Annotated in this window: 17 protein-coding genes and 1 pseudogene; 11 read left to right on the top strand and 7 right to left on the bottom strand. The window is 66.0% G+C overall.

From position 1 onward, the window contains the following. The 4 genes and pseudogenes from AC1DNG_RS03845 to AC1DNG_RS03830 all read left to right on the top strand — a co-directional run. A pseudogene (locus AC1DNG_RS03845) lies at positions 1-567 on the top strand (thiolase family protein); the annotation flags it as partial. A gap of 188 nt (positions 568-755) precedes the next feature. Further along, entirely contained in the window at positions 756-1,817 is a 1,062-nt protein-coding gene (locus tag AC1DNG_RS03840; protein ID WP_476886656.1) for a hypothetical protein, read from the top strand. A gap of 123 nt (positions 1,818-1,940) precedes the next feature. Beyond that, a complete protein-coding gene (locus tag AC1DNG_RS03835; protein WP_476886655.1) occupies positions 1,941-3,905 on the top strand; it encodes an aconitate hydratase in 1,965 nt (654 codons plus the stop codon). A gap of 37 nt (positions 3,906-3,942) precedes the next feature. Next, complete coding sequence (locus AC1DNG_RS03830) at positions 3,943-5,028, top strand: DUF3616 domain-containing protein (protein WP_476849501.1); 1,086 nt, start codon at positions 3,943-3,945, stop codon at positions 5,026-5,028. Between the two features lie 34 nt (positions 5,029-5,062). Here AC1DNG_RS03830 and AC1DNG_RS03825 read toward each other — a convergent pair whose 3' ends face one another. Next, entirely contained in the window at positions 5,063-5,200 is a 138-nt protein-coding gene (locus tag AC1DNG_RS03825; RefSeq protein ID WP_476849502.1) for a hypothetical protein, read from the bottom strand. 93 nt (positions 5,201-5,293) lie between these two features. On the opposite strand from AC1DNG_RS03825, the gene AC1DNG_RS03820 reads away from it, so the two are divergent. The 4 genes from AC1DNG_RS03820 to AC1DNG_RS03805 all read left to right on the top strand — a co-directional run bounded on the left by AC1DNG_RS03820 (position 5,294) and on the right by AC1DNG_RS03805 (position 8,006). Next, the gene (locus AC1DNG_RS03820) at positions 5,294-5,602 is read left to right on the top strand and encodes a hypothetical protein (RefSeq protein ID WP_230008448.1); all 309 of its coding nucleotides are present in this window, start codon (positions 5,294-5,296) and stop codon (positions 5,600-5,602) included. Between the two features lie 74 nt (positions 5,603-5,676). After that, positions 5,677-6,192 carry a hypothetical protein gene (locus AC1DNG_RS03815; RefSeq protein ID WP_476886654.1) on the top strand — a complete coding sequence of 172 codons (516 nt, stop codon included), beginning with the start codon at positions 5,677-5,679 and terminating at the stop codon, positions 6,190-6,192. 128 nt (positions 6,193-6,320) lie between these two features. Further along, complete coding sequence (locus tag AC1DNG_RS03810; RefSeq protein WP_230008446.1) at positions 6,321-7,592, top strand: MFS transporter; 1,272 nt, start codon at positions 6,321-6,323, stop codon at positions 7,590-7,592. 96 nt (positions 7,593-7,688) lie between these two features. Beyond that, positions 7,689-8,006, top strand: a complete 318-nt coding sequence (locus AC1DNG_RS03805; RefSeq protein ID WP_476886653.1) for a hypothetical protein — start codon at positions 7,689-7,691, stop codon at positions 8,004-8,006. Positions 8,007-8,057: 51 nt separating this feature from the next. Here the strand turns inward: AC1DNG_RS03805 and AC1DNG_RS03800 are convergent, their stop codons facing one another. Both AC1DNG_RS03800 and AC1DNG_RS03795 read right to left on the bottom strand, forming a co-directional pair. Next, the gene (locus tag AC1DNG_RS03800) at positions 8,058-9,761 is read right to left on the bottom strand and encodes an alkaline phosphatase D family protein (protein WP_476886652.1); all 1,704 of its coding nucleotides are present in this window, start codon (positions 9,759-9,761) and stop codon (positions 8,058-8,060) included. 71 nt (positions 9,762-9,832) lie between these two features. After that, positions 9,833-10,612: a potassium channel family protein gene (locus AC1DNG_RS03795; protein ID WP_476856030.1), complete on the bottom strand. Its 780-nt coding sequence runs from the start codon at positions 10,610-10,612 to the stop codon at positions 9,833-9,835. Between the two features lie 198 nt (positions 10,613-10,810). On the opposite strand from AC1DNG_RS03795, the gene AC1DNG_RS03790 reads away from it, so the two are divergent. From AC1DNG_RS03790 to AC1DNG_RS03780, 3 genes are all read left to right on the top strand, one after another. Beyond that, complete coding sequence (locus AC1DNG_RS03790) at positions 10,811-11,662, top strand: MIP/aquaporin family protein (protein WP_476849506.1); 852 nt, start codon at positions 10,811-10,813, stop codon at positions 11,660-11,662. A gap of 35 nt (positions 11,663-11,697) precedes the next feature. Then, positions 11,698-13,599 (top strand): primary-amine oxidase, encoded by a 1,902-nt coding sequence (locus AC1DNG_RS03785; RefSeq protein ID WP_476886651.1) that lies wholly within the window; start codon positions 11,698-11,700, stop codon positions 13,597-13,599. 113 nt (positions 13,600-13,712) lie between these two features. Then, the gene (locus AC1DNG_RS03780) at positions 13,713-14,924 is read left to right on the top strand and encodes an alanine racemase (protein ID WP_476886650.1); all 1,212 of its coding nucleotides are present in this window, start codon (positions 13,713-13,715) and stop codon (positions 14,922-14,924) included. A gap of 3 nt (positions 14,925-14,927) precedes the next feature. Here the strand turns inward: AC1DNG_RS03780 and AC1DNG_RS03775 are convergent, their stop codons facing one another. From AC1DNG_RS03775 to AC1DNG_RS03760, 4 genes are all read right to left on the bottom strand, one after another. Next, entirely contained in the window at positions 14,928-15,212 is a 285-nt protein-coding gene (locus tag AC1DNG_RS03775) for a hypothetical protein (RefSeq protein WP_476858689.1), read from the bottom strand. 228 nt (positions 15,213-15,440) lie between these two features. Beyond that, positions 15,441-16,427: a 5-oxoprolinase subunit C family protein gene (locus AC1DNG_RS03770; protein ID WP_476858688.1), complete on the bottom strand. Its 987-nt coding sequence runs from the start codon at positions 16,425-16,427 to the stop codon at positions 15,441-15,443. Next, positions 16,417-17,322 carry a 5-oxoprolinase subunit B family protein gene (locus tag AC1DNG_RS03765; protein ID WP_476856024.1) on the bottom strand — a complete coding sequence of 302 codons (906 nt, stop codon included), beginning with the start codon at positions 17,320-17,322 and terminating at the stop codon, positions 16,417-16,419. The genes AC1DNG_RS03770 and AC1DNG_RS03765 overlap by 11 nt, the downstream gene beginning before the upstream one ends. After that, positions 17,319-18,671, bottom strand: a complete 1,353-nt coding sequence (locus tag AC1DNG_RS03760; RefSeq protein ID WP_476849514.1) for an acetyl-CoA carboxylase biotin carboxylase subunit — start codon at positions 18,669-18,671, stop codon at positions 17,319-17,321. The genes AC1DNG_RS03765 and AC1DNG_RS03760 overlap by 4 nt, the downstream gene beginning before the upstream one ends.

The raw sequence follows: 18,671 nt of genomic DNA, 5'->3' as shown, positions 1-18,671 counted from the left end.
CACGGACCTGGTCCGCGACGAGGGCATCCGTCCCGGGTCCTCGGCGGAGAAGCTCGCCGGGCTCAAGACCGTGTTCCGGACCGGGAACGGCACCGTCACGGCCGGGAACGCGTCCCCGCTCTCCGACGGCGCGTCCGCGGCGTGGCTGGCAGTGAAAAGGCCGCCGGGATCCTGGGTCTGGAGCCGTTGGCCCGGATCGCCGGGCGCGGCGCGCACGCCAACGACCCGCAGTACTTCGGCTACGCCCCGGTCGAGGCCGCGAACAAGGCCCTCGCCAAGGCCGGGATCGGCTGGGACCAGGTCGGCGCGGTCGAACTGAACGAGGCGTTCGCCGCGCAGTCCCTGGCGTGCATCAACGCCTGGGGCATCGACGCGGGAATCGTGAACCGGCACGGCGGCGCGATCGCCATGGGCCACCCGCTCGGCGCCTCCGGCGGGCGCATCCTGGGCACCCTGGCCCGGTCCCTGCAGGCCTCCGGGCAGCGCTGGGGCGTCGCCGCGATCTGCATCGGCGTCGGCCAGGGCCTCGCCGTCGTGCTCGAAAACGTCACCACCGGGCAGGCATAACCCGCAGGCTTAACCCGCAGGCATAACCTGTCGGCACAACCAGCGACGGACTGAGGGAATGCAGCACTGGCGGTCGGACACCGGGAGGTCCAAGCTTTAACCATTCGACGCGGGCCAAGTGTGGGCATCCCGGCCTCCCTGGACTGCGCGGCGAGGGTGATGGCACGGCGGGTGCGAGGAGAGCGACGATGGTTGACACGGCAGCGCAGACTCTTCGGGCCGGGGCGCGCAACGACCTTGTGACGCAACTGCTGGGCATCTGGCTCCTCCTGGCTGTGTTCCTGGACGGCTGGGCCCACCTGCACGTTCCCGGGTTGGAAACCTTCTTCACCCCCTGGCACGCGGCACTCTATTCGGGCCTCGTGGCCACCGCCGCGTGGACGGCAAGCGTGATCTGGAGGAACCGCCAGCCAGGGCGGCCATTGACCCGGTCGGTGCCGGCCGGCTACACGGGCACGGTCATCGGACTGATCCTGTTCGCCGTCGCGGGCGTCCTGGATCTGGCCTGGCACGAGATCCTGGGCATCGAAGTCTCCCTCGATGCGCTGGTGAGCCCCACCCACCTGCTGCTGGGGTTCAGCCTCTTCCTCATCCTCGGCACCGGTATCCGCAGCGCACGGGCCGCCGGCGGCGCAGAGGCCTTCAACTGGACGCCGGCTGCACTGTTGTCCCTCGCGCTGATGACCGGATTGGGAGCCTTCTTCCTCATCTACTGCTCGGCGTTCGTCCGGACCCCGCCGGCCATCCCCTATCTGCAGACGCCGATCGGGAGCCCCGGGCACACCCAGGCGGAGCTGCCCCCGGCCCTCGGACTGGCCAGCTATTTGGTGACCACAGCGCTGATTATCGCCCCCTTCCTCTACACCTTCTCCGGAGCCCGAAGGCCGCCTTTCGGTATTGCCACCATCCTGGTCGCCGTGGTGGCGTGGCTGCCGCTGGCCATGTCGGGGCTGCGCCCGGCCGCAGTCGCCGGTGCTGCCGGAGCCACGATCATCGCGGTAGCGGCGGATCTGCTGCTTGCCCGACGGCCGGGCCCGTGGCTGAGGCGCACGTTGCCGGCGGTCACCGCCGTGCTGGCGGCACTCATCTGGACCGGCCAACTGGCTGGGATCGCCCTGGCGGCATCGATTCAATGGCCAGTGTCGATGTGGCTGGGAGCCGTTGTGCTGAGTGCGGGATTGGCCGCGGCACTGGCCTTCCTCAGCTCGTTGAACACCAGGAGCGCACCGTTTCCGGCAGGGCCACGATGAGCGTCAAATCCCCACTGTTCCCGGCGCCCGGAGTGGGCTAATTTGGGGATAAAGGGGAGTGCCCCGTGCCCGGTTCGTTGACGGCGGAGGCATCCGGCCTCGCCATCGAGTAAGGAACACACCGTGGCCTACAACGTGGCCCAAAAGCTCATCGCATCCCATCTGGTGGCCGGGGAGATGATTCCCGGCCGTGAGATTGGCCTGCGTATCGATCAGACCCTCACCCAGGACGCGACCGGGACGCTGGTCATGCTCGAGCTGGAGGCCATCGGGCTGGACCGGGCACAAACTGAAGTATCCGTGCAGTACGTGGACCACAACTTGTTGCAGGCCGACAGCAGGAACGCTGAGGACCATGATTTTCTCCGCTCGGCCTGCCGCCGGTTTGGTCTGTGGTTCTCGAAGGCCGGAAACGGGGTGTCCCATCCGACCCACATGCAGCGGTTTGGCCGCCCGGGCACGACCATGGTCGGTTCCGACAGTCACACCCCGGCCGCTGGGTCGCTGGGGATGCTGGCAATCGGGGTCGGCGGCACCGAGGTGGCCCTGGCCATCGCAGGCGAGCCGCTCTACCTGAAGATGCCGGAGACCTGGGGCGTGCGGCTTACCGGCAAGCTGCCAGCGTGGACCAGTGCCAAGGACGTCATCCTCGAAATGCTTCGCCGGCACGGCGTGAAGGGCGGCAAGGACCGGATCATCGAGTACTACGGTCCCGGCCTCGCCACGCTGAGCGCGATGGACCGGCACGTGATTGCCAATATGGGCGCCGAACTCGGTGCGACGAGCACGGTCTTCCCGGCCGACGACCAGGTCCGGGCCTTCCTGCGCTCCGAACAGCGCGAGGACGATTTCACCGAACTCCTCGCCGATTCCGGGGCCACCTACGACGTGACCGACGAGATCGACCTGGCCACGATCGAGCCGCTCATCGCCCTGCCCAGCTCGCCCGGGAACGTCGTTCCGGTGCGGGAGGTCACTGGGAGGCCGGTGGCGCAGGTCGTGATTGGGTCCTCAGCGAACCCGGGCCTGCGCGACTTCGCAATTGTCGCCGCCATCACGAAGGGACGGCAGTGCCCCCCTGGACTGTCTTTCGACGTCAACCCGAGTTCCCGGCAGATCCTGCAGGACCTCACCAGGATGGGGGCCACGTTTGATCTGATCAGCGCCGGAGCCCGACTGCATCAGACCGGATGCATGGGCTGTATCGGGATGGGACAGGCCCCCGCGAACGGAAGCAACAGCCTGCGCACGATGCCCCGCAACTTTCCCGGCCGTTCGGGCACGAAGGAGGACTCGGTCTACCTGTGCTCGCCGGAGACGGCTGCGGCTGCTGCGCTCACCGGAATTATCACCGACCCGCGGGACCTGACGGAGCTTTTCGACCTTGAGTATCCCGAGATCGAACTTCCCGCGGTGTCGAGCGTGAACGTGGCAATGCTGGAGGAGCCGTTGGCGCCGGAGGAAGCCGGCAAAGTAGCGCTGGTCAAGGGCGAAAACATCTCCTCGCTTCCGGTCTTCGGCCCACTCGCCGACCGCATCGAGGCACCAGTGGCCTTGGTGGTGGGCAACGATGTCTCGACGGACGAGATTCTGCCAGCCGGTGCGCGCGTTCTGCCCTACCGCAGCAACATCCCCAAACTCGCCGAATTCACCTTCGACCAGCTCGACCCCACCTACGCCGCCCGCGCCGCCCAAACCCGCGACTCCACCGGGCACATCCTGGTCGGCGGCACGAACTACGGCCAGGGATCCTCACGGGAACACGCAGCTATCACCCCGCGCTTCCTCGGGCTGCGCGCAGTGGTGGCCGTCTCGTTCGCGCGGATCCACTGGCAGAACCTGGCCAATTTCGGCGTCCTCGCAGTCGAGTTCACAAATGCGGCCGATCATGACCGCATCGAACAGGACGATGTGCTCGCGCTGACAGGGATACACGACGCCCTGCTCACAGGCAAGGAGATCCTCGTGGAGAACCAGACCCGAGACGAGGTCTACCCTGTGCGGCACAGTCTCTCCAGCCGTCAGGTGGACATGCTCCTGGCAGGTGGCCTCATCCCTTGGCTGCGCGAACGGAGAGCGCGGGAATGAGCTGCCGATCACCGCTGACGAGGATGGGTGTGCCGCGGTGAGCGGATGGCCGCGGCCGGACGAGCCCTCCGGCGAAATCAGCCTCGTACTCGACCAGCGCAGCACCCTGGATCCGAAGGCTGACCTGCGCGACGGGTTGTCCGCGGTCGCCCGGCAGGGTTCCCACCTTTGGGTCGCCAATGACGAGACGACCAGCCTCGAACGGCTCACCCTGGAGGCCGGCGGCCAGGCCCGCACCCACCGCAGCTTCGACCTCACCCACCTCCTTGAGCTGCCCGGGGACAGGGGTGAGATGGACATCGAGGGCCTCGATGTCGAGGATGACACGCTGTGGCTGCTTGGATCGCACAGCTCGGCCCGCAAACAGGTCAAGAACAACGCCACACCCGCAGAAGCGCAGGATTCCCTGGCGACAGTGGAGGTCAGCCAGCGCCGTCGGGTGTTGGCCCGGCTTTCGACTAAGGTCCTCCTCGATCCGGACGGCGGCCGGACGGGGCAGCAGCAGCGCCCCGCCGTGCTGGGCCTCGGCCGGGGCACGGACCTGGTGGATCTGCTGGCTGATGACCCACATCTTGGAAGCTTCATCCAGTCCTCGACGACCGGTCGCCCGATCCCGGGCAAGGACAACGGCATTGACTGCGAGGGCCTCGCCGTAGCGGGCGACCGGGTGTTCATCGGTCTGCGCGGGCCGGTGCTGCGTGGGTGGGCGATGATCATAGAGCTCCAGGTTGGTGGCGGGCCCGGCTTGGAGCCGCAGCCGATCGGTCCCGGGAATCGTCGCTACCGCAAGCACTTCCTTCGCCTGCATGGTTTGGGCGTGCGGGATCTGTGCCGTCACGGACGGGACCTGCTCGTCCTGGCAGGACCCACCATGGAACTCGACGGGCGCGCGGCCGTGTTTCGCTGGCGGGGCGCGCTGACGTCGCAGGCCGAGGCCGTCCTGCCGAAAGACGACTTGCATTGCGAATTTGACGCGCCGTTCGGTGAGGACGAGGACCATGCCGAGGGGATCACCGTTCTCGACGATGACCGGTCGGCCTTGGTGTTGTATGGGACGCCGTCGGGGAAGCGCAAGACCGGACGCCACGCGATCAAAGCCGACGTATTCCGCCTCAGCACATAGGAACCGGCGCCGCGACAGTCCCGGGGAGATGTTCCTATTGCTGCCGGCCCACTTTTCCCAGCCAGGCCTGCAGGAGAGGAACGACGACGTCGCTGTGCATCGCGCCCAGGTGATCGAGTGCGGGGAGTACTTGGGAATAGCCGTAGTTCACTTCGGAACGCCCTGGCGCCATGGCGGCCCGATGTCCCTGCTCTGGCGCACACCGGCGCAGGGGGCGAGAATGGGGTCGTGCTCACCCTGATCGAACCCCACGGGAAGGACTTTCATGACGCTGTATCAGCCTGAACCGGTCGAAATCTCAACGAGGATGCGGCCGGGGGAGTGGACCGAGGAAAGCCTGGAGATGCTCGTCGCGTCATATCGCGAGCAGCTGTCGCGCATGGGGGCGGCCGCCTCCGAGATCGACGTCGTGATCGACCGCGACGACGGAGGCGGAGTCAGCGTGGTGGCGTCCTGGCTCAAGCCTGACGTGGCGCAGGAACTGACAGAGGTGAAGGACGACGCCGGGCTCGTGGCGATGGATCCCGACGCCGGGTCAGTGCGGCCGGCGCACGACGATTCCGCGCCCCGATAGAACTTCTGGGCCCGCCATGCCCTCCGGTAGGGTGATGTTTCCCGAAGCAACCCTTCGATCAGAGTGGAGCATTCATGGCACCGCAGATTTCCGGAAAAATCGATAAGAAATTGTTCGGGCTCTACCTCTCGAACCACCTCGCGGGAGCCACAGCGGGGCAGGGCCGCATAGAGCGCATGGCGCGCGACTTCACGGACACCCCCTTCCACGCCGAACTTGCGGCACTTGCCACCCAAATCAGGCAGGAGCGGGAGTACCTGCGCGGACTAGTGGGGGATTTTGGCCTGCCACGGCGAACTCCGCGGCGGGTGGCGGCGTGGGTTGCGGAGCGTGCCGGCCGACTCAAGCTCAACGGGCGGGTGGTGAGCCGCTCGCCGATGACGCTGGTGCTGGAGTCCGAGGTCATGCGGTCGGCGGTGATGGGAAAACTAGGGCTGTGGCAGACGCTGCAGGATCTCTCCGGCGATCTGGGACTGGACGGTTCCAGGTTCGACGGACTGGCCACCAAGGCACGCGACCAGATCGCCACCCTGGACCGGGTCCATGAGTACGCCCGCCGGCGGTCGTTCTACACGAACCAGGGCAGCTGAGCAGACCGGGCATCGTCGGCTCGACCGTTCGCGTCCTGCCCTGCGCCTGGTGTGCACTGGCGCGTGCCGGCAGCGGAGACGAGAATGGGCTCGTGCTCCCTCCTCGCCCTGGCGGGGACGGCGACGCGATGAACGCCGCCGCCCGAAAGATTCAGCGCATCTATTTGACGTTGACGCTGGGCAATACCCTTGCGGCCTCGTTCATCTGGGGGATCAACACCCTTTTCCTGCTCGACGCCGGTCTCAGCAACTTCGAGGCGTTTGCCGCGAATGCCTTCTTCACGGCCGGCATGGTGCTGTTCGAGGTGCCCACCGGGGTGGTTGCCGACGGTTGGGGCCGGCGCGTCTCGTTCCTGCTCGGAACCGTGACCCTCGCCGTCTCGACCTACTTCTACTACCTGCTCTGGCAGTTCTCCGCCCCGTTCTGGTGGTGGGCGGTGGTGTCGGTCCTGCTCGGCCTGGGCTTCACCTTCTTCTCCGGAGCGGTGGAGGCCTGGCTCGTCGATGCACTGCGCTTCTCTGGGTTCGAGGGCGGGATGGAAGCGGTGCTCGGTCGAGGCCAGATGGTCGCCGGAGTCGCGATGCTCGCCGGCTCTGTTGCCGGCGGCGTGATCGCGCAGGCCACCAATCTGGGCGTGCCGTTCCTGATGCGCGTGGGCGTGTTGCTGGCCATGTTCGCGGTGGCGTTTGGGCTCATGCGCGACGTCGGGTTCACCCCCGAACGCTCGACCCATCCCCTCCAGGCGACCCGTGCTGTACTCGCCGCCTCGATCGAGAACGGCTTGAAGAATCCGCCCGTACGTTACGTGATGCTGGCCGCGCCGTTCACTTTCGGCGTCGGGATCTATGTGTTTTACGCCCTGCAGCCGTACCTGCTCGAGCTCTATGGGGACCCCCACGCGTATTCTGTCGCGGGCCTGGCGGCGGCCATCGTGGCCGCGGCGCAGGTGCTCGGCGGCTGGATGGCTCCGCGCATCCGGCGCCTTGTCCGCCGGCGCACCACCGTGTTGATCCTGAGCAGCGTCGTGGACACGGTGATCTTGGTGGTGCTCGGGTTCACCCACGTGTTCTGGTTGGCCCTGGTGCTGTTGGCGCTCTGGGCAGTGGTGTCATCGGCGGGCATACCGGTGCGGCAGGCGTACCTGAACGACATGATCGCCTCGAAGCAGCGCGCCACAGTGCTCAGCTTCGATTCACTCATGGGCTCAAGCGGTGGCGTGGTGGTCCAGCCGCTGCTCGGACGGGCGGCAGATGTGTACGGCTATGCCGCGTCGCTGGCCATCGGCGGCGTGATCGAGTTGATCGCGGTGCCGTTCCTGCTGGCGAGCCGCCGGCAACGCCACCAGGCCGATCAGTCCAACGCCCCGACCAGCACCAACACCGGATCCCAGCCGGCGTAAGACGCCAGCCGGAATAACACTTCGGCCATGCTCCTTACTTGGCGGGGCCTTCGGGGCCTACAGTGGGCGTGTAGAACCGTCGACAGGAGCGCCCCAGTGATTACCCTGCAGATCGAACACCAGGTCCGGGATTTTGACATGTGGCGGAGGGCTTTCGACAGCGATCCGCTGGACCGCGCTGCGTCGGGCGTGCGGTCATTCCGGATCTCGCGCCCGCTTGACCAGCAGGATTACGTAATGCTGGAGATGGACTTCGATACGCAGGCGGCGGCGGTGGACTTCCTGGGCCGGCTGCAGAACGATACGTGGAAAACGGGTGTGACGGCGCCGGCGCTGGTCGGTGAGCCATCGACCAGAATCATCGAAACGGTCGCCATCGAGAACGTGGCAGCCGCTGACGGCGACCTTCGGTAGAACGTCTGCGCCGACGCGGGGATCAGACGCGGGGATCACTAGAAACTCGCGTCATGCGTTTCGCTGTTGCCCCTGCTGTCCCTGGACGGGGTCGTGCGCGCTCCGCGGAGACACCGTGAGGGTGGCGACGCGTTCCAGCCTCGGATTCAGGTGGTCGCCGTCGTCCACCACCCCGGTCTGCCACCACAATTTCAGCCCTTCCGGTACCACCTCCAGATAGGCCACGTTGTTTTGGAACCAGGGCCCCCGGATGCCGGACCAGTGGAATGGCGGGTCCGGCACCTTGGCGGAGCGCGCGACCAAGGCGCCCACCGGGGTGGCCAGGCCGTAGGACATGATGGCCGCGAAGGACCTCATCAGGCGGGGCAACGGGTTGCGGATGGGGGAGCAGACGGCCTGCAGGATCCGGCTGCCCGAGGCACGCTCCACCTCCGCAACGTAGGAGTAGTGGACGTCCCCGGAGAGGAAGGTGATTGTTTCCGGTGCCGGGCCGCGTTTGCCGTCGGCGACTTCGCTGGCCATGGCCGCCAGTTCCCGGAAGCTGTTTTGGAATGCGCCCCAGTGTTCCAGGTCCAGCGCCTGGCGCAGCTTCTCGCCGGCCCAGGCGGCACGGTTACCCCACGCGCCCTCAGAGACGGCCTCATTCCACGACTCGACGTAGTGCAGGCCCATCGGCAACAGGAAAGGCAGGGACGTCGCCACGAGCAGGTGGCGGAAGCCGCCTTGCATCCGGTCGTCCAGCCACGCCATTTCCACCGCATCGACCAGCGCCCGGTCGTCCGGCGTCAGGTCCCGGGCTGCGCGGGAGTCGACCACGATCAGCCGGGTGTCGCCGAAGTCGCGGCAGTAGCTCCACCGGTAGGATTTGGGGTCCCGATCAGCCCGCTCCGCGAAGCTGTCCAGCTCGGCGCCCACATCGAGCTCATCCCCGCCTGTGTGCCCGATGATCCGCTGCCACACGGCATCCTCAGCCCGTTCCTGCGGTGACAGGTTCCCCAGATGCTGGTAGACCCAGTACGAGGCCAGTCCCGCGACGATCCGCCCACGCCACCACGAGGTCGCCTCCATCTTCTTCTTCCAGCTCAGCGACGTATTCCAGTCGTCGCGGATGTCGTGGTCATCGAAGATCATGGCGCTGGGCAGGGTCGACAGCAGCCATCGGTTCGCCGGGTCTGACCAGGCCAGAAAGTACAGGTGGGCGTATTCCTCGTAGTCCTTGAGCTCTTCGCCGGGGGGTGCCTTGATGTCGCGCCGGCCGCGGATGAACTCCTGCATTTGTTCGCTGGTCAGGTCCGCGTACACCTGATCTCCGAGGAAGGCCAGAAGATCCGGCCACGGCAAGTCTCCGCCGGAGGCCATCTTCAGCGCATAGGCGCGCAGTGAGTCGACGCCATGGGTCCGGTTGCCGGATGCATCGTGCGGGACACTGGTCCTGCAGGAGCCGTATGCCATCCGCAGCGGCTTACCGGTGGCCAGTGTGGCGATCATGGACGGCGGAAACCCGGATGAGGGGTCGGGCCAGGCCTGCGTTCCGTTGATATCGAGCGCGTATGGCGTCACCGTGCCGGGCTCCAGCCCGTCCAATTCCACCAGCGCGTAGTGGTGGCCGTGAACTGCGAATGTGCGGGCCTCCCAGCCCCGGCCGCCGGCACGGATGGAAATCCGGGCAGCGGTTTGGGTCTCCACCCAGACACTCGCCGACGTCTCATCCACGTACCGCACCATAGGGCCAAGCACCAGGGAAGGGGTGGTCATGAAACAGTTGTACCCGCTCCGGCCGGTTGCGGCCATGGCGTCAGGAAAGTCCAAGCGCAACGGAGGCAGCGTCAATGCCCCTGAGGCGGTTCCTTGGGTGCCCCTCCGAGGGCCGGGGTACTGCCGGAATCGCCCGGTCCCTGGGCCAGCTGGTCATGGAGCCTGCTGATCTGGGCCACGAGGCGGGCACGTTCCTCGCTGCCGATGCCTTCGTCCGATCGCCTCCGCAGATTGGTTGCTGCCGTCACACTTTCAACGAGCCAGGAGGACACCACCGCCGTGACCATGCTCAGGACTGCAAACCCGCCGACCATCAGCGTGGCCGCAGCCCACCGGCCCGGAACGGTTACGGGGTAGTAGTCGCCATAGCCGATCGTTGTGATGGTGACAATTGCCCACCACAACGAGTCGCCCATCGAGGTGATATTCGCGTTCGGGGCGCCCTTTTCGAAATTGAAGACGCTCAGGGCGACCGTGTAGAGCAGGAGGACTGCGGAGACAATGACGTAGGCCAGGACGCGGGTCCTGATGGCGGTGCCCGGGGCCCGTTCCATGACCCGGCGCAAGGTGAACGGACGCAGGAGCCGCAACGGCCGCGCAACGGGGAGCACCACCATGAGCAGGTCCAAGGGGTGGCGGACGAACCACCGGCCCCGTTGGGGCGCCAGGAGCAACTTCACAATGTAGTCGGCGCCGAAGGCGACCCACGTTGACCCCACGACGATTCCGAGAAGGTCGGCGTAGGGCTGCGGCGGTTCTGCAATGACGAGGATGGAGTAGGCCGCCAGAAAAACAAAAGCCGCACCGACGAGGGGCCACTCGGAATACTTTTGCCAGGTTTCTTGCCTCATGGCTGAATGCTAGGACTTTGTCCCTCGGATGTCCTTACGAAATTGCCACACTGACCCTAAGCGAGCCACCCGCTGGCAGCGAGCCACCCGCGGAGCGCTGACAACTGTCGCCGTCAGCGGTACATTGGCCTTCTGAGGTGGCAGACCGAGGCTGGGCACGGCAGACCACATGGCCAGAACCTGCGGAGGCGGACAGCCATGGCGGCAAATCAGGACAAAGACGGCGCTCGCCGGGACCACGCGCATCACGACGTCATACCCAACATACTTGAAATAGTGGAGCAAAGCGTCCTGCAGCGGATTGAGGACTTTAATGATCCGCGCCAGGAATGGCGGCGCCTGTTCTCGGAGTTATACGGCACGTTCCTGCTCGTGGTCGTCGCGGCCGGCGGCGGCATGATGGGCCAGGCGTTCCCCGGTGTCATCAGCCGCACGGCGGCAGTGGTGGCTCCGGGCCTGATGGTGATGGGCATCATCTTGTTCATGGGCAAGATCTCGGGCGCGCATCTGAACCCTGCGGTCAGCATTGCGTTCGCGCTCCGCGGTGACTTCCCGTGGCGCCGGGTGCCGGCCTACATCGTCGTTCAGCTCATTGGAGCGACGCTCGCCTGTCTGCTGCTGCAGGGCGTGATCGGGGTCTCCGCCACCTACGGTTCAAACTATCCGGCGGCTGGCTATTCGGCCGGCGCCGCGTTCCTGATGGAGGCACTGCTGACGATGGTGTTGGTCAGCGTCATCCTGGGAACCGCCTCCGGGGCCCAGAACGTCGGGCTGTTTGGGGCGTTCGGTGTCGGCGCATACATTGCCTTGGCAGGCCTGTGGGGCAGCCCCATCTCCGGCACGTCGATGAATCCGGCACGAACGTTCGGGCCGGATCTCGCCAGCGGAAATTTCAGCGACTACTGGGTGTATGTCGCCGGGCCGCTGGTCGGCGCGGCGGCCGCCGTCGGTATCGCATTCATCCTGCGCGGAGCGGGCGGCGGGAGGTCGGGCTCGGGAGCCGCGCAGGGTGCCCTCTTCACCGAGGCCGCCGAGGAAGAGAAGCCGTAGCGGGCCGTGAACGTGACCCGCAGAAGGAGAGCGCCGTGAGAAGGGCCGCACCGTCTCATCCGCTGGATCCGCTGGGCGAGGACGAGTTCCTTGCAGCTGCGTCCTTGCTCGCCAGCGCACAGGGCGTCACGTTTCCGGCGTGGCGGCTGGCAGCCATCGAGCTGATCGAACCGGAAAAGGCTGCCGTCGCCGCCTTCGAAGCCGATGCCGGCGCGCCGGCTCCGGAACGGATCGTCGGCGTGAACTGCTTCGAACGGTCCTCCAACAAGACCTACCAGGCGCGGCTATCGCTGACCCACGGGGTTGTCCTCTCCTTCACCCATTTCCCTGGCGTTCAGGCGAACATGACCGTCGACGAGTGGGAAGAAGCTGACGCAGCGCTGCGCAGCCACCCGCAGGTGATCGCCGCGCTTGCCAAGCGCGGCATCAATGATCTGTCCCTGGTCTTCATGGACGTGTGGACCTATGGCCTGTCAATGATCCCGGAGAAGCACCAGGGGCGCCGGATCGGCTGGTCCGACACGTGGGTCCGTGCCCGTGCGGGCGCCAACCCGTATGCGGGGCCGGTCAACGGGTTCCACTGCGTCATTGACCTGGCGTCCATGGAGCTGCTGGACATCGAGGACACTTTTGCGGTGGACCGTCCCGAGATCATGGGCGAATATGTCCCGGCGCTGATCCCGGACCGGCTCCGCGACGCTAGCACCCGCGAACCGCTCAAGCCGCTGGACATTGTCCAGCCCGAAGGCGTTTCCTTTCAGATGGACGGCAACAGGATCAGCTGGCAGAACTGGTCCCTGCGCGTCGGGTTCAACTACCGCGAAGGGCTGACGCTGCACCGGGTCAGCTATCGCGACGGCGGCCGCGAACGGCCGATCGCGAACCGCCTGTCCTTCGCCGAAATGGCCGTTCCCTACCGGGATCCCAGCGATGACCACTACCGGCGCACCGCGTTCGACGTCGGCGAATGGGGTCTGGGATTCATGACGACGTCGCTGGAACTGGGCTGCGACTGCCTCGGGGAAATCCGGTATTTGGATGCGGTCATGCACAATTCTGCGGGGGAGCCCTACACCATCAGGAACGCCATCTGCATCCACGAAGAGGATGGGGCGGTGTTGTGGAAGCACATCGACCACGACGGCGGCATGGAAGTGCGCCGGATACGTCGACTGGTGATTTCTTTCCATGTCACCGTGGCCAACTACGAATACCTGGTGTACTGGCGCTTCTACCAGGACGGGAACATTGAGTGCGAGGTGAGGGCCACCGGCATCATGGTGGTCAGCCATTTCGGCGAGGGCCAGCAGCATCCGAGCGGAACGCTGGTGGACAACCGGACCTACGCACCCTTCCACCAGCACTTCCTCGTGGCCCGGCTCGACCTGGACATCGACGGCACCGCAAATACCGTTTACCGTTCGGAAACCGCGATGGTCCCGATGGGTCCGGACAATCCGTACGGGCTCGCCCTGCATCAGGACAAGACCCCCATCACGACCGAGGGGCACGACGACTACTCCTGGGAGACCCAGCGGGCCTGGACGGTGACGAACGACAACTCGGTCAACGGGCTCGGGACCCCGGTGTCGTACAAGCTGGTGCCCGGCGCAGCTTTCCCGTCGTTCTTTGACCCGGCATCTCCGGTTTTCCAGCGTGCGGAGGTCATTGGGCACACGGTATGGGTGACGCCCAACGATGCCGCCGAACGCTGGCCGGCCGGCGAGTTCGTGAACCAGGGCACAGGCGGGCTGGGAATGCCCGAATGGGTGCGGCAGGGGCGGTCCGTGGAAAACACCGACGTCGTCCTTTGGTACGTTTTCGGTATTCACCACATCCCACGGCCGGAGGAGTGGCCGGTCATGCCGGTGGACACAGTCGCGTTCTGGCTCAAGCCGGCCGGCTTCTTCGACCGGAACCCGGCGCTGGACGTCTAGGCGGCCCGGGCCAGGGCGTGCCGCCAGAGGCACGTCACTCCAGTAGACACGTCAGTCCAGTAGATTTGTCGGAGTCGAGGCAGCATTTTGGGACCGAAGAACAGGGGATACGTGTGAGCAGGCTGAGCGGAAGATCGGACGGAACCGATGCGGACTTCGCGGCAACGCCCCTCACGGCGCCGGCGTATCCGCAACTGCGGCTCAACAGCGCTGCCCTCGAGAACAACATCCGGGTCATGGCGGCGTGGTGCCGGGAGCGGGGCGTGGATCTCGCGCCGCACGTCAAGACAACGATGTCGGCACCAATCATCGAGCGGCAGTTGGCGGCCGGCGCCGTCGGTGTCACCGTCGCCACCGTGGATCAAGTCGCCTCGGCACTGCGCTGGGGTCATCAGCGCGTCCTCGTCGCCAACGAGATCGTCGACAGGTCCGGGCTAACGCGTGTCCGTGCCTGGCTGGAGGAAGATCCCGCCCGGGAAATCCGCTGCTTCGTCGATTCGGCAGCAGGCGTGAAGGTGGCTGCCGAGATCTTCGATGGCGCGGCGGCCGACCTGGAGGTGCTGATCGACGTCGGAACCCCCGGCGGGCGCACCGGCATCCGCAGCCTGTCCGAGGGTCTGCGCCTGGCCGGGCTGGTCCGTGCCACGCCGGGACTGAGGCTGGTGGGTGTTGCCGGGTATGAAGGCGTCGTGCCCAACAGCCGCGCTGAGGATACGGTCACTGCGGTTGACCGGCACTGCCGGCTGGTGCGGGACGTCTATCTGGAAGCGGCGGAGTTCTTTGAGACCGCCACTCCCATCTACTCTATGGGTGGGTCGGCCTTCCCGGACCGCGTGGTCGAGTTCCTTCCCGACCGCGGCCAGGTGCCCGGAACGCGAATTCTTCTCCGATCGGGCTGCTACGTCACCCACGACCACGGCACCTATGCCGCCGTCAGCCCCGTTCCGGGACTGATTCCGGCGCTGTCGGTTCGCGCGATCGTCCTGTCCACGCCCGAAGACGGGATGGCCGTCGTCGGAGCCGGCAAAAGGGACCTTCCCTACGACGCCGGACTGCCCAGCGTTCTCTCGGTCCGGACCGCGGAGGGAGCCCTTAGGCCCGGCGCAACCGCAGTGGTGCGCAATCTCTTCGACCATCACGCGGTGCTCACCGGGGTGTCCGGAGTGGATGTCACCGATACCGTGGATTTCGGGATATCCCATCCTTGTTCCGCGTTTGACCGCTGGCCCGACTACGTCCTCACCGACGCCGACGGGCAGGACACGGACGTGTGGCAGACCGACTTCCGCCGGTCGTCCCTGGCCCTTGGCTACGCCCCGTCCTGACGCTCAATCCTTGAGCTGCCGGGTCAGCACTTGGAATTCCTCCACGCCCAGGATCTCCATGTGCTGCTCCGCACTGGTCTCGGCGCGGATCTTGGCGGCGGCCTGTTCGCTGCCGGCGAGAGCCGCCTCGTCCTCCCACAGCGTGATTGACAGTGACTTGCTGTCCTTCCCCAGCAGGTAATAGATGCCCAGGCATCCCGGCAGCTGGAGCACCCGGTTGACGGTGTCGTCTGTGGGTGCCCCGGAGCTGTCCGGGCCGGGCTGATACGTGCTGACGCGAGCGAACATGTCCATCCTCCTAGATCCAGGTTCGACGGTTGGAGCGCCTGCCGCCCCAACCGTTGAACCGGGAGCTGGATCCTTGCGATGTCGCGCCCTGGTGGCGGGCGGCCTGGTCTCCTCCCACCAGTAAGGACCCGCGGGCACAGAAGCACAAGGTTCGTGTGCCGGTCCGTTCGCCCTAGTCCGCCGGTCCGCTACTCAGCCGCCGGCCGCTACTCAGCCGCCGGCCGCTACTCAGCCGCCGGCGCCGATGGCCGCACGGGCGTTCCTCTTGAGCTCGGCGAGTTCCTTGCGCGCCACAAGGGCCTCGTCCAGGCTGATTGCCACGAACCTGGTGGATGTGCCGGGGGCGGCCCGGGCCACCAGATCCATGTCGGCGCTGATGACCGTGCCCACCATGGCGTAACCGCCGCCGGAGACGGCATCGCGGTGCAGGATGATCGGTTGGGTGCCGCCGGGAATCTGGATGGAGCCGACAGCGTATCCGGCATCAACAATGTTGGACGGGTCGGAACCGGCGCCGAATGGCTGCTCCCGCTCCTTCCACTGCACCCCGGGACCTGAGTACCTCAGCCCCATCCGGTCAGCCACCGGGGTCACCTTCCACTCGCTGTGGAGGAGATTGTCCAGTCCTTCGTCGGTGAGCCGGTGGTCGTAAAGGCCCAGGACGATCCGGACGGCCTGTTCCTTGGCGAATAGGGGACGGAATTCCTCCGGAACTGTATCGGCGTCGGGCAGGGCTCCGGCGTTGAGCGGGGCGCCCACCGGAATCTGGTCACCGGCCTCCAGCTTGCGGCCCTGGAACCCGCCGATCGCGCCCAGGCTGTAGGTGGACCGGCTGCCGAGCACCTCAGGAACATCGATGCCGCCCTGAACGGCGATGTAGTAGCGCGTGCCTCCCCGGATGACCCCGAAGCTGAGTTCGTCGCCGGCTTTCAGCTGGAGCCGGGTCCACTGGGGCCGGGCGTCGCCGTTGACCTTGACCTCAACCGGTGCCCCGGTGACGGCGACGACGGCATCCTGGTCGGTGGTCAGCACCGGGCCCAGGTACGTGCATTCGAGGACGGCTTCCTTGGCGGTGTTGCCCACCAGGGCATTTCCGAGTTCGGCCGAGTATTGGTCCAGGGAACCGCTCTGCGGGATGCCCACGTTGTAGTGGCCGGTGCGTCCCTGGTCCTGGACTGTGGTGGCCAGGCCGGGGTTCTTGATGTCAAACGCCATTGAGGGCCTCCATGAGTTCCTGGTTGTAGCCCGCGGGATTCGCCAGCGCCCTGGACAGATCAAATGTCACGGGCACCTGCCGGTAGCGGAACGTTCCGGCGGAGATCTCAGACTGGATGGTGTTGTATTCGGCCTCGGTGACGGGCTTGAACTTCACGATGTCGCCCGGCTTGAAGAACACCATGAAGTCCTTGAAATCGGCCAGGGACTGGGCAGGATCGAAGATGGGCGCGGCAGCGACCCCGAACATCTGGTAGCCGCCGGCACCGCGCACGGAGTAAATGCAGCCGAAGCAGCCGCCGTGGCCCACGGTCAGTTTGGGGGTGTCGGTGCGCGGACTCAGATACTTGGGTACTTCGAGTTGCTTTTCCTGCTCCACCAGCTGGAAGAGGAACGGGAGGCCTGCGACGAAGCCAACCATGGAGACAAGCCATGGTTGCTCATGGTGGCGCTGAATGAATTCGGCGGCGTCCTTGAGGTTGTTGACCTTGGCTGCGTAGTCAATGTCGGTGCCGCCGGGCTCCTGATGGAATCCTTCGCGGAATCGCTCGGCCACTTCCGCCGTGAAAGGGTCTTCGTACCAGACCGGGACCTCGACGATCCGGGTTTCCAGCGAATGGTCGTGATGGTGCGCCAGATCCCCTTCAATGGTCCGGACGGTCTCTTCAAGGGTCGACGGCGGCAGGACATCGGGATCGAACCGCACCAGCAGCGAGGCGTTGGCGGGACAGATGTCCACGATGCCGGGCAGCTGCATGGCCGAAAGCTTCGCTGCTATGGACATCACCCGGAAGTTGGCGGCCAGGCTCATGGACTCTGCGACCTCAACGAACAGGAATTCGTCTCCGCCCCAGGTGTAACGGGCCTCCAACACGGCGGGTTCCGGGCTGCTCATTGTGCCTCCATCAGATCGGGGACGGTTTCAAGGAATTTCGAGTGGTGGGTGACGGCCGCAAATTCGGGCCGGCTCAGCAGCTTCTTGTGCACCGGGATGGTGGTTTTGACGCCTTCGATGCGGGTCTCATCCAGGGCCGTCAGCATCGCCTCAATGGCCGCTTCGCGGGTGTCCGCATGCACAATCAGCTTGGCCATCAGGGAGTCGTAGTACGGAGTGACCGTGGAACCGGTCTCCACCCCGGTGTCCACCCTGACGCCTGCGCCGGCGGGCCAGTCCATGGCCGTGATGAGGCCAGGGCTGGGGAAGAAGTGGTGGTCGGGGTCCTCGGCATTTATACGGCATTCGATGGAGTGGCCATTGAATGCGATGTCGTCCTGGCGGAGGGACATCGCCCCGGTGAACGCGATCTGCAGCTGTTCGCGGATCAGATCGACGCCCGTGATTTGCTCGGTGATCGGGTGCTCAACCTGGATACGGGTGTTCATTTCGATGAACGCCGCTTCATGGTTGACCGGGTCATAGAGGAATTCGACCGTTCCGGCGCCGCTGTAGCCGCACTCGCGGGCGAGTTCCACGGAGGAATCCCGGATCCTCTGGCGGACGTGGTCCGGGAGGTCCGGCGCCGGTGCTTCTTCAATGACCTTCTGGGAGCGCCGTTGCATGGAGCAGTCGCGGTCGCCGAGATGGATGAAGTTTGTTCCATCGCCGAGGACCTGTACCTCCACGTGACGGGCATGCTGGACAAAGCGTTCCAGGTAAACGGTGGGATCGCCGAAGACAGCAGCCGCTTCGCCGCGTGTCTGCTCAATGGATTCCAGAAGCTTGCCTTCGCTGTGCACAAAGCGGATGCCCCGGCCGCCGCCACCGGCGGAAGCCTTGATCACGAGCGGGTAGCCGATGCTGCGGGCGATTTCTACGGCGTCGGCCGCCGGATCGAGGGGGCCGTCCGAGCCACGGAGCACGGGGACGCCAGCCTTCCGGGCCGATTCCCTCGCCAAGGACTTATTGCCCATCATGGCGATGGCGTCCGCACGCGGCCCCACCCAGATCAGGCCCGCATCAGCGACCTTCCGGGCGAAGTCCGCATTCTCGGAGAGGAACCCGTAGCCCGGGTGGACGGCATCGCAGCCGTTGTCCACGGCCGCGGCGACGATGGCGTCCTGGTTCAGGTAGCTGGCGGTGGCAGGCGCCGGACCCACCACGACGACGTGGTCAGCGGACCGGGCAGCCAAGGATTCGACGTCGGCTTCGCTGGCCACCACGAATGTTTCGATGCCCATTTCACGGGCGGTCCGGGCGATGCGAACGGCAATCTCGCCGCGGTTGGCGATGAGCAGTTTCTTCAT

Source organism: Arthrobacter sp. 01T425 (genome assembly GCF_056398725.1).
Note: the sequence above shows the minus strand (reverse complement) of the source record. Positions and strands in the feature narration are given on the sequence as shown.

What these genes read in the sequence shown, in the direction of transcription:
- AC1DNG_RS03820 (WP_230008448.1), top strand. Translation starts at nt 5,294, where the DNA reads ATGACGCTGTATCAGCCTGAACCGGTCGAAATCTCAACGAGGATGCGG.
- AC1DNG_RS03815 (WP_476886654.1), top strand. Translation starts at nt 5,677, where the DNA reads ATGGCACCGCAGATTTCCGGAAAAATCGATAAGAAATTGTTCGGGCTC.
- AC1DNG_RS03800 (WP_476886652.1), bottom strand. Translation starts at nt 9,761, where the DNA reads ATGACCACCCCTTCCCTGGTGCTTGGCCCTATGGTGCGGTACGTGGAT.
- AC1DNG_RS03810 (WP_230008446.1), top strand. Translation starts at nt 6,321, where the DNA reads ATGAACGCCGCCGCCCGAAAGATTCAGCGCATCTATTTGACGTTGACG.
- AC1DNG_RS03790 (WP_476849506.1), top strand. Translation starts at nt 10,811, where the DNA reads ATGGCGGCAAATCAGGACAAAGACGGCGCTCGCCGGGACCACGCGCAT.
- AC1DNG_RS03770 (WP_476858688.1), bottom strand. Translation starts at nt 16,427, where the DNA reads ATGGCGTTTGACATCAAGAACCCCGGCCTGGCCACCACAGTCCAGGAC.
- AC1DNG_RS03795 (WP_476856030.1), bottom strand. Translation starts at nt 10,612, where the DNA reads ATGAGGCAAGAAACCTGGCAAAAGTATTCCGAGTGGCCCCTCGTCGGT.
- AC1DNG_RS03760 (WP_476849514.1), bottom strand. Translation starts at nt 18,671, where the DNA reads ATGAAGAAACTGCTCATCGCCAACCGCGGCGAGATTGCCGTTCGCATC.
- AC1DNG_RS03825 (WP_476849502.1), bottom strand. Translation starts at nt 5,200, where the DNA reads ATGGCGCCAGGGCGTTCCGAAGTGAACTACGGCTATTCCCAAGTACTC.
- AC1DNG_RS03765 (WP_476856024.1), bottom strand. Translation starts at nt 17,322, where the DNA reads ATGAGCAGCCCGGAACCCGCCGTGTTGGAGGCCCGTTACACCTGGGGC.
- AC1DNG_RS03840 (WP_476886656.1), top strand. Translation starts at nt 756, where the DNA reads ATGGTTGACACGGCAGCGCAGACTCTTCGGGCCGGGGCGCGCAACGAC.
- AC1DNG_RS03775 (WP_476858689.1), bottom strand. Translation starts at nt 15,212, where the DNA reads ATGTTCGCTCGCGTCAGCACGTATCAGCCCGGCCCGGACAGCTCCGGG.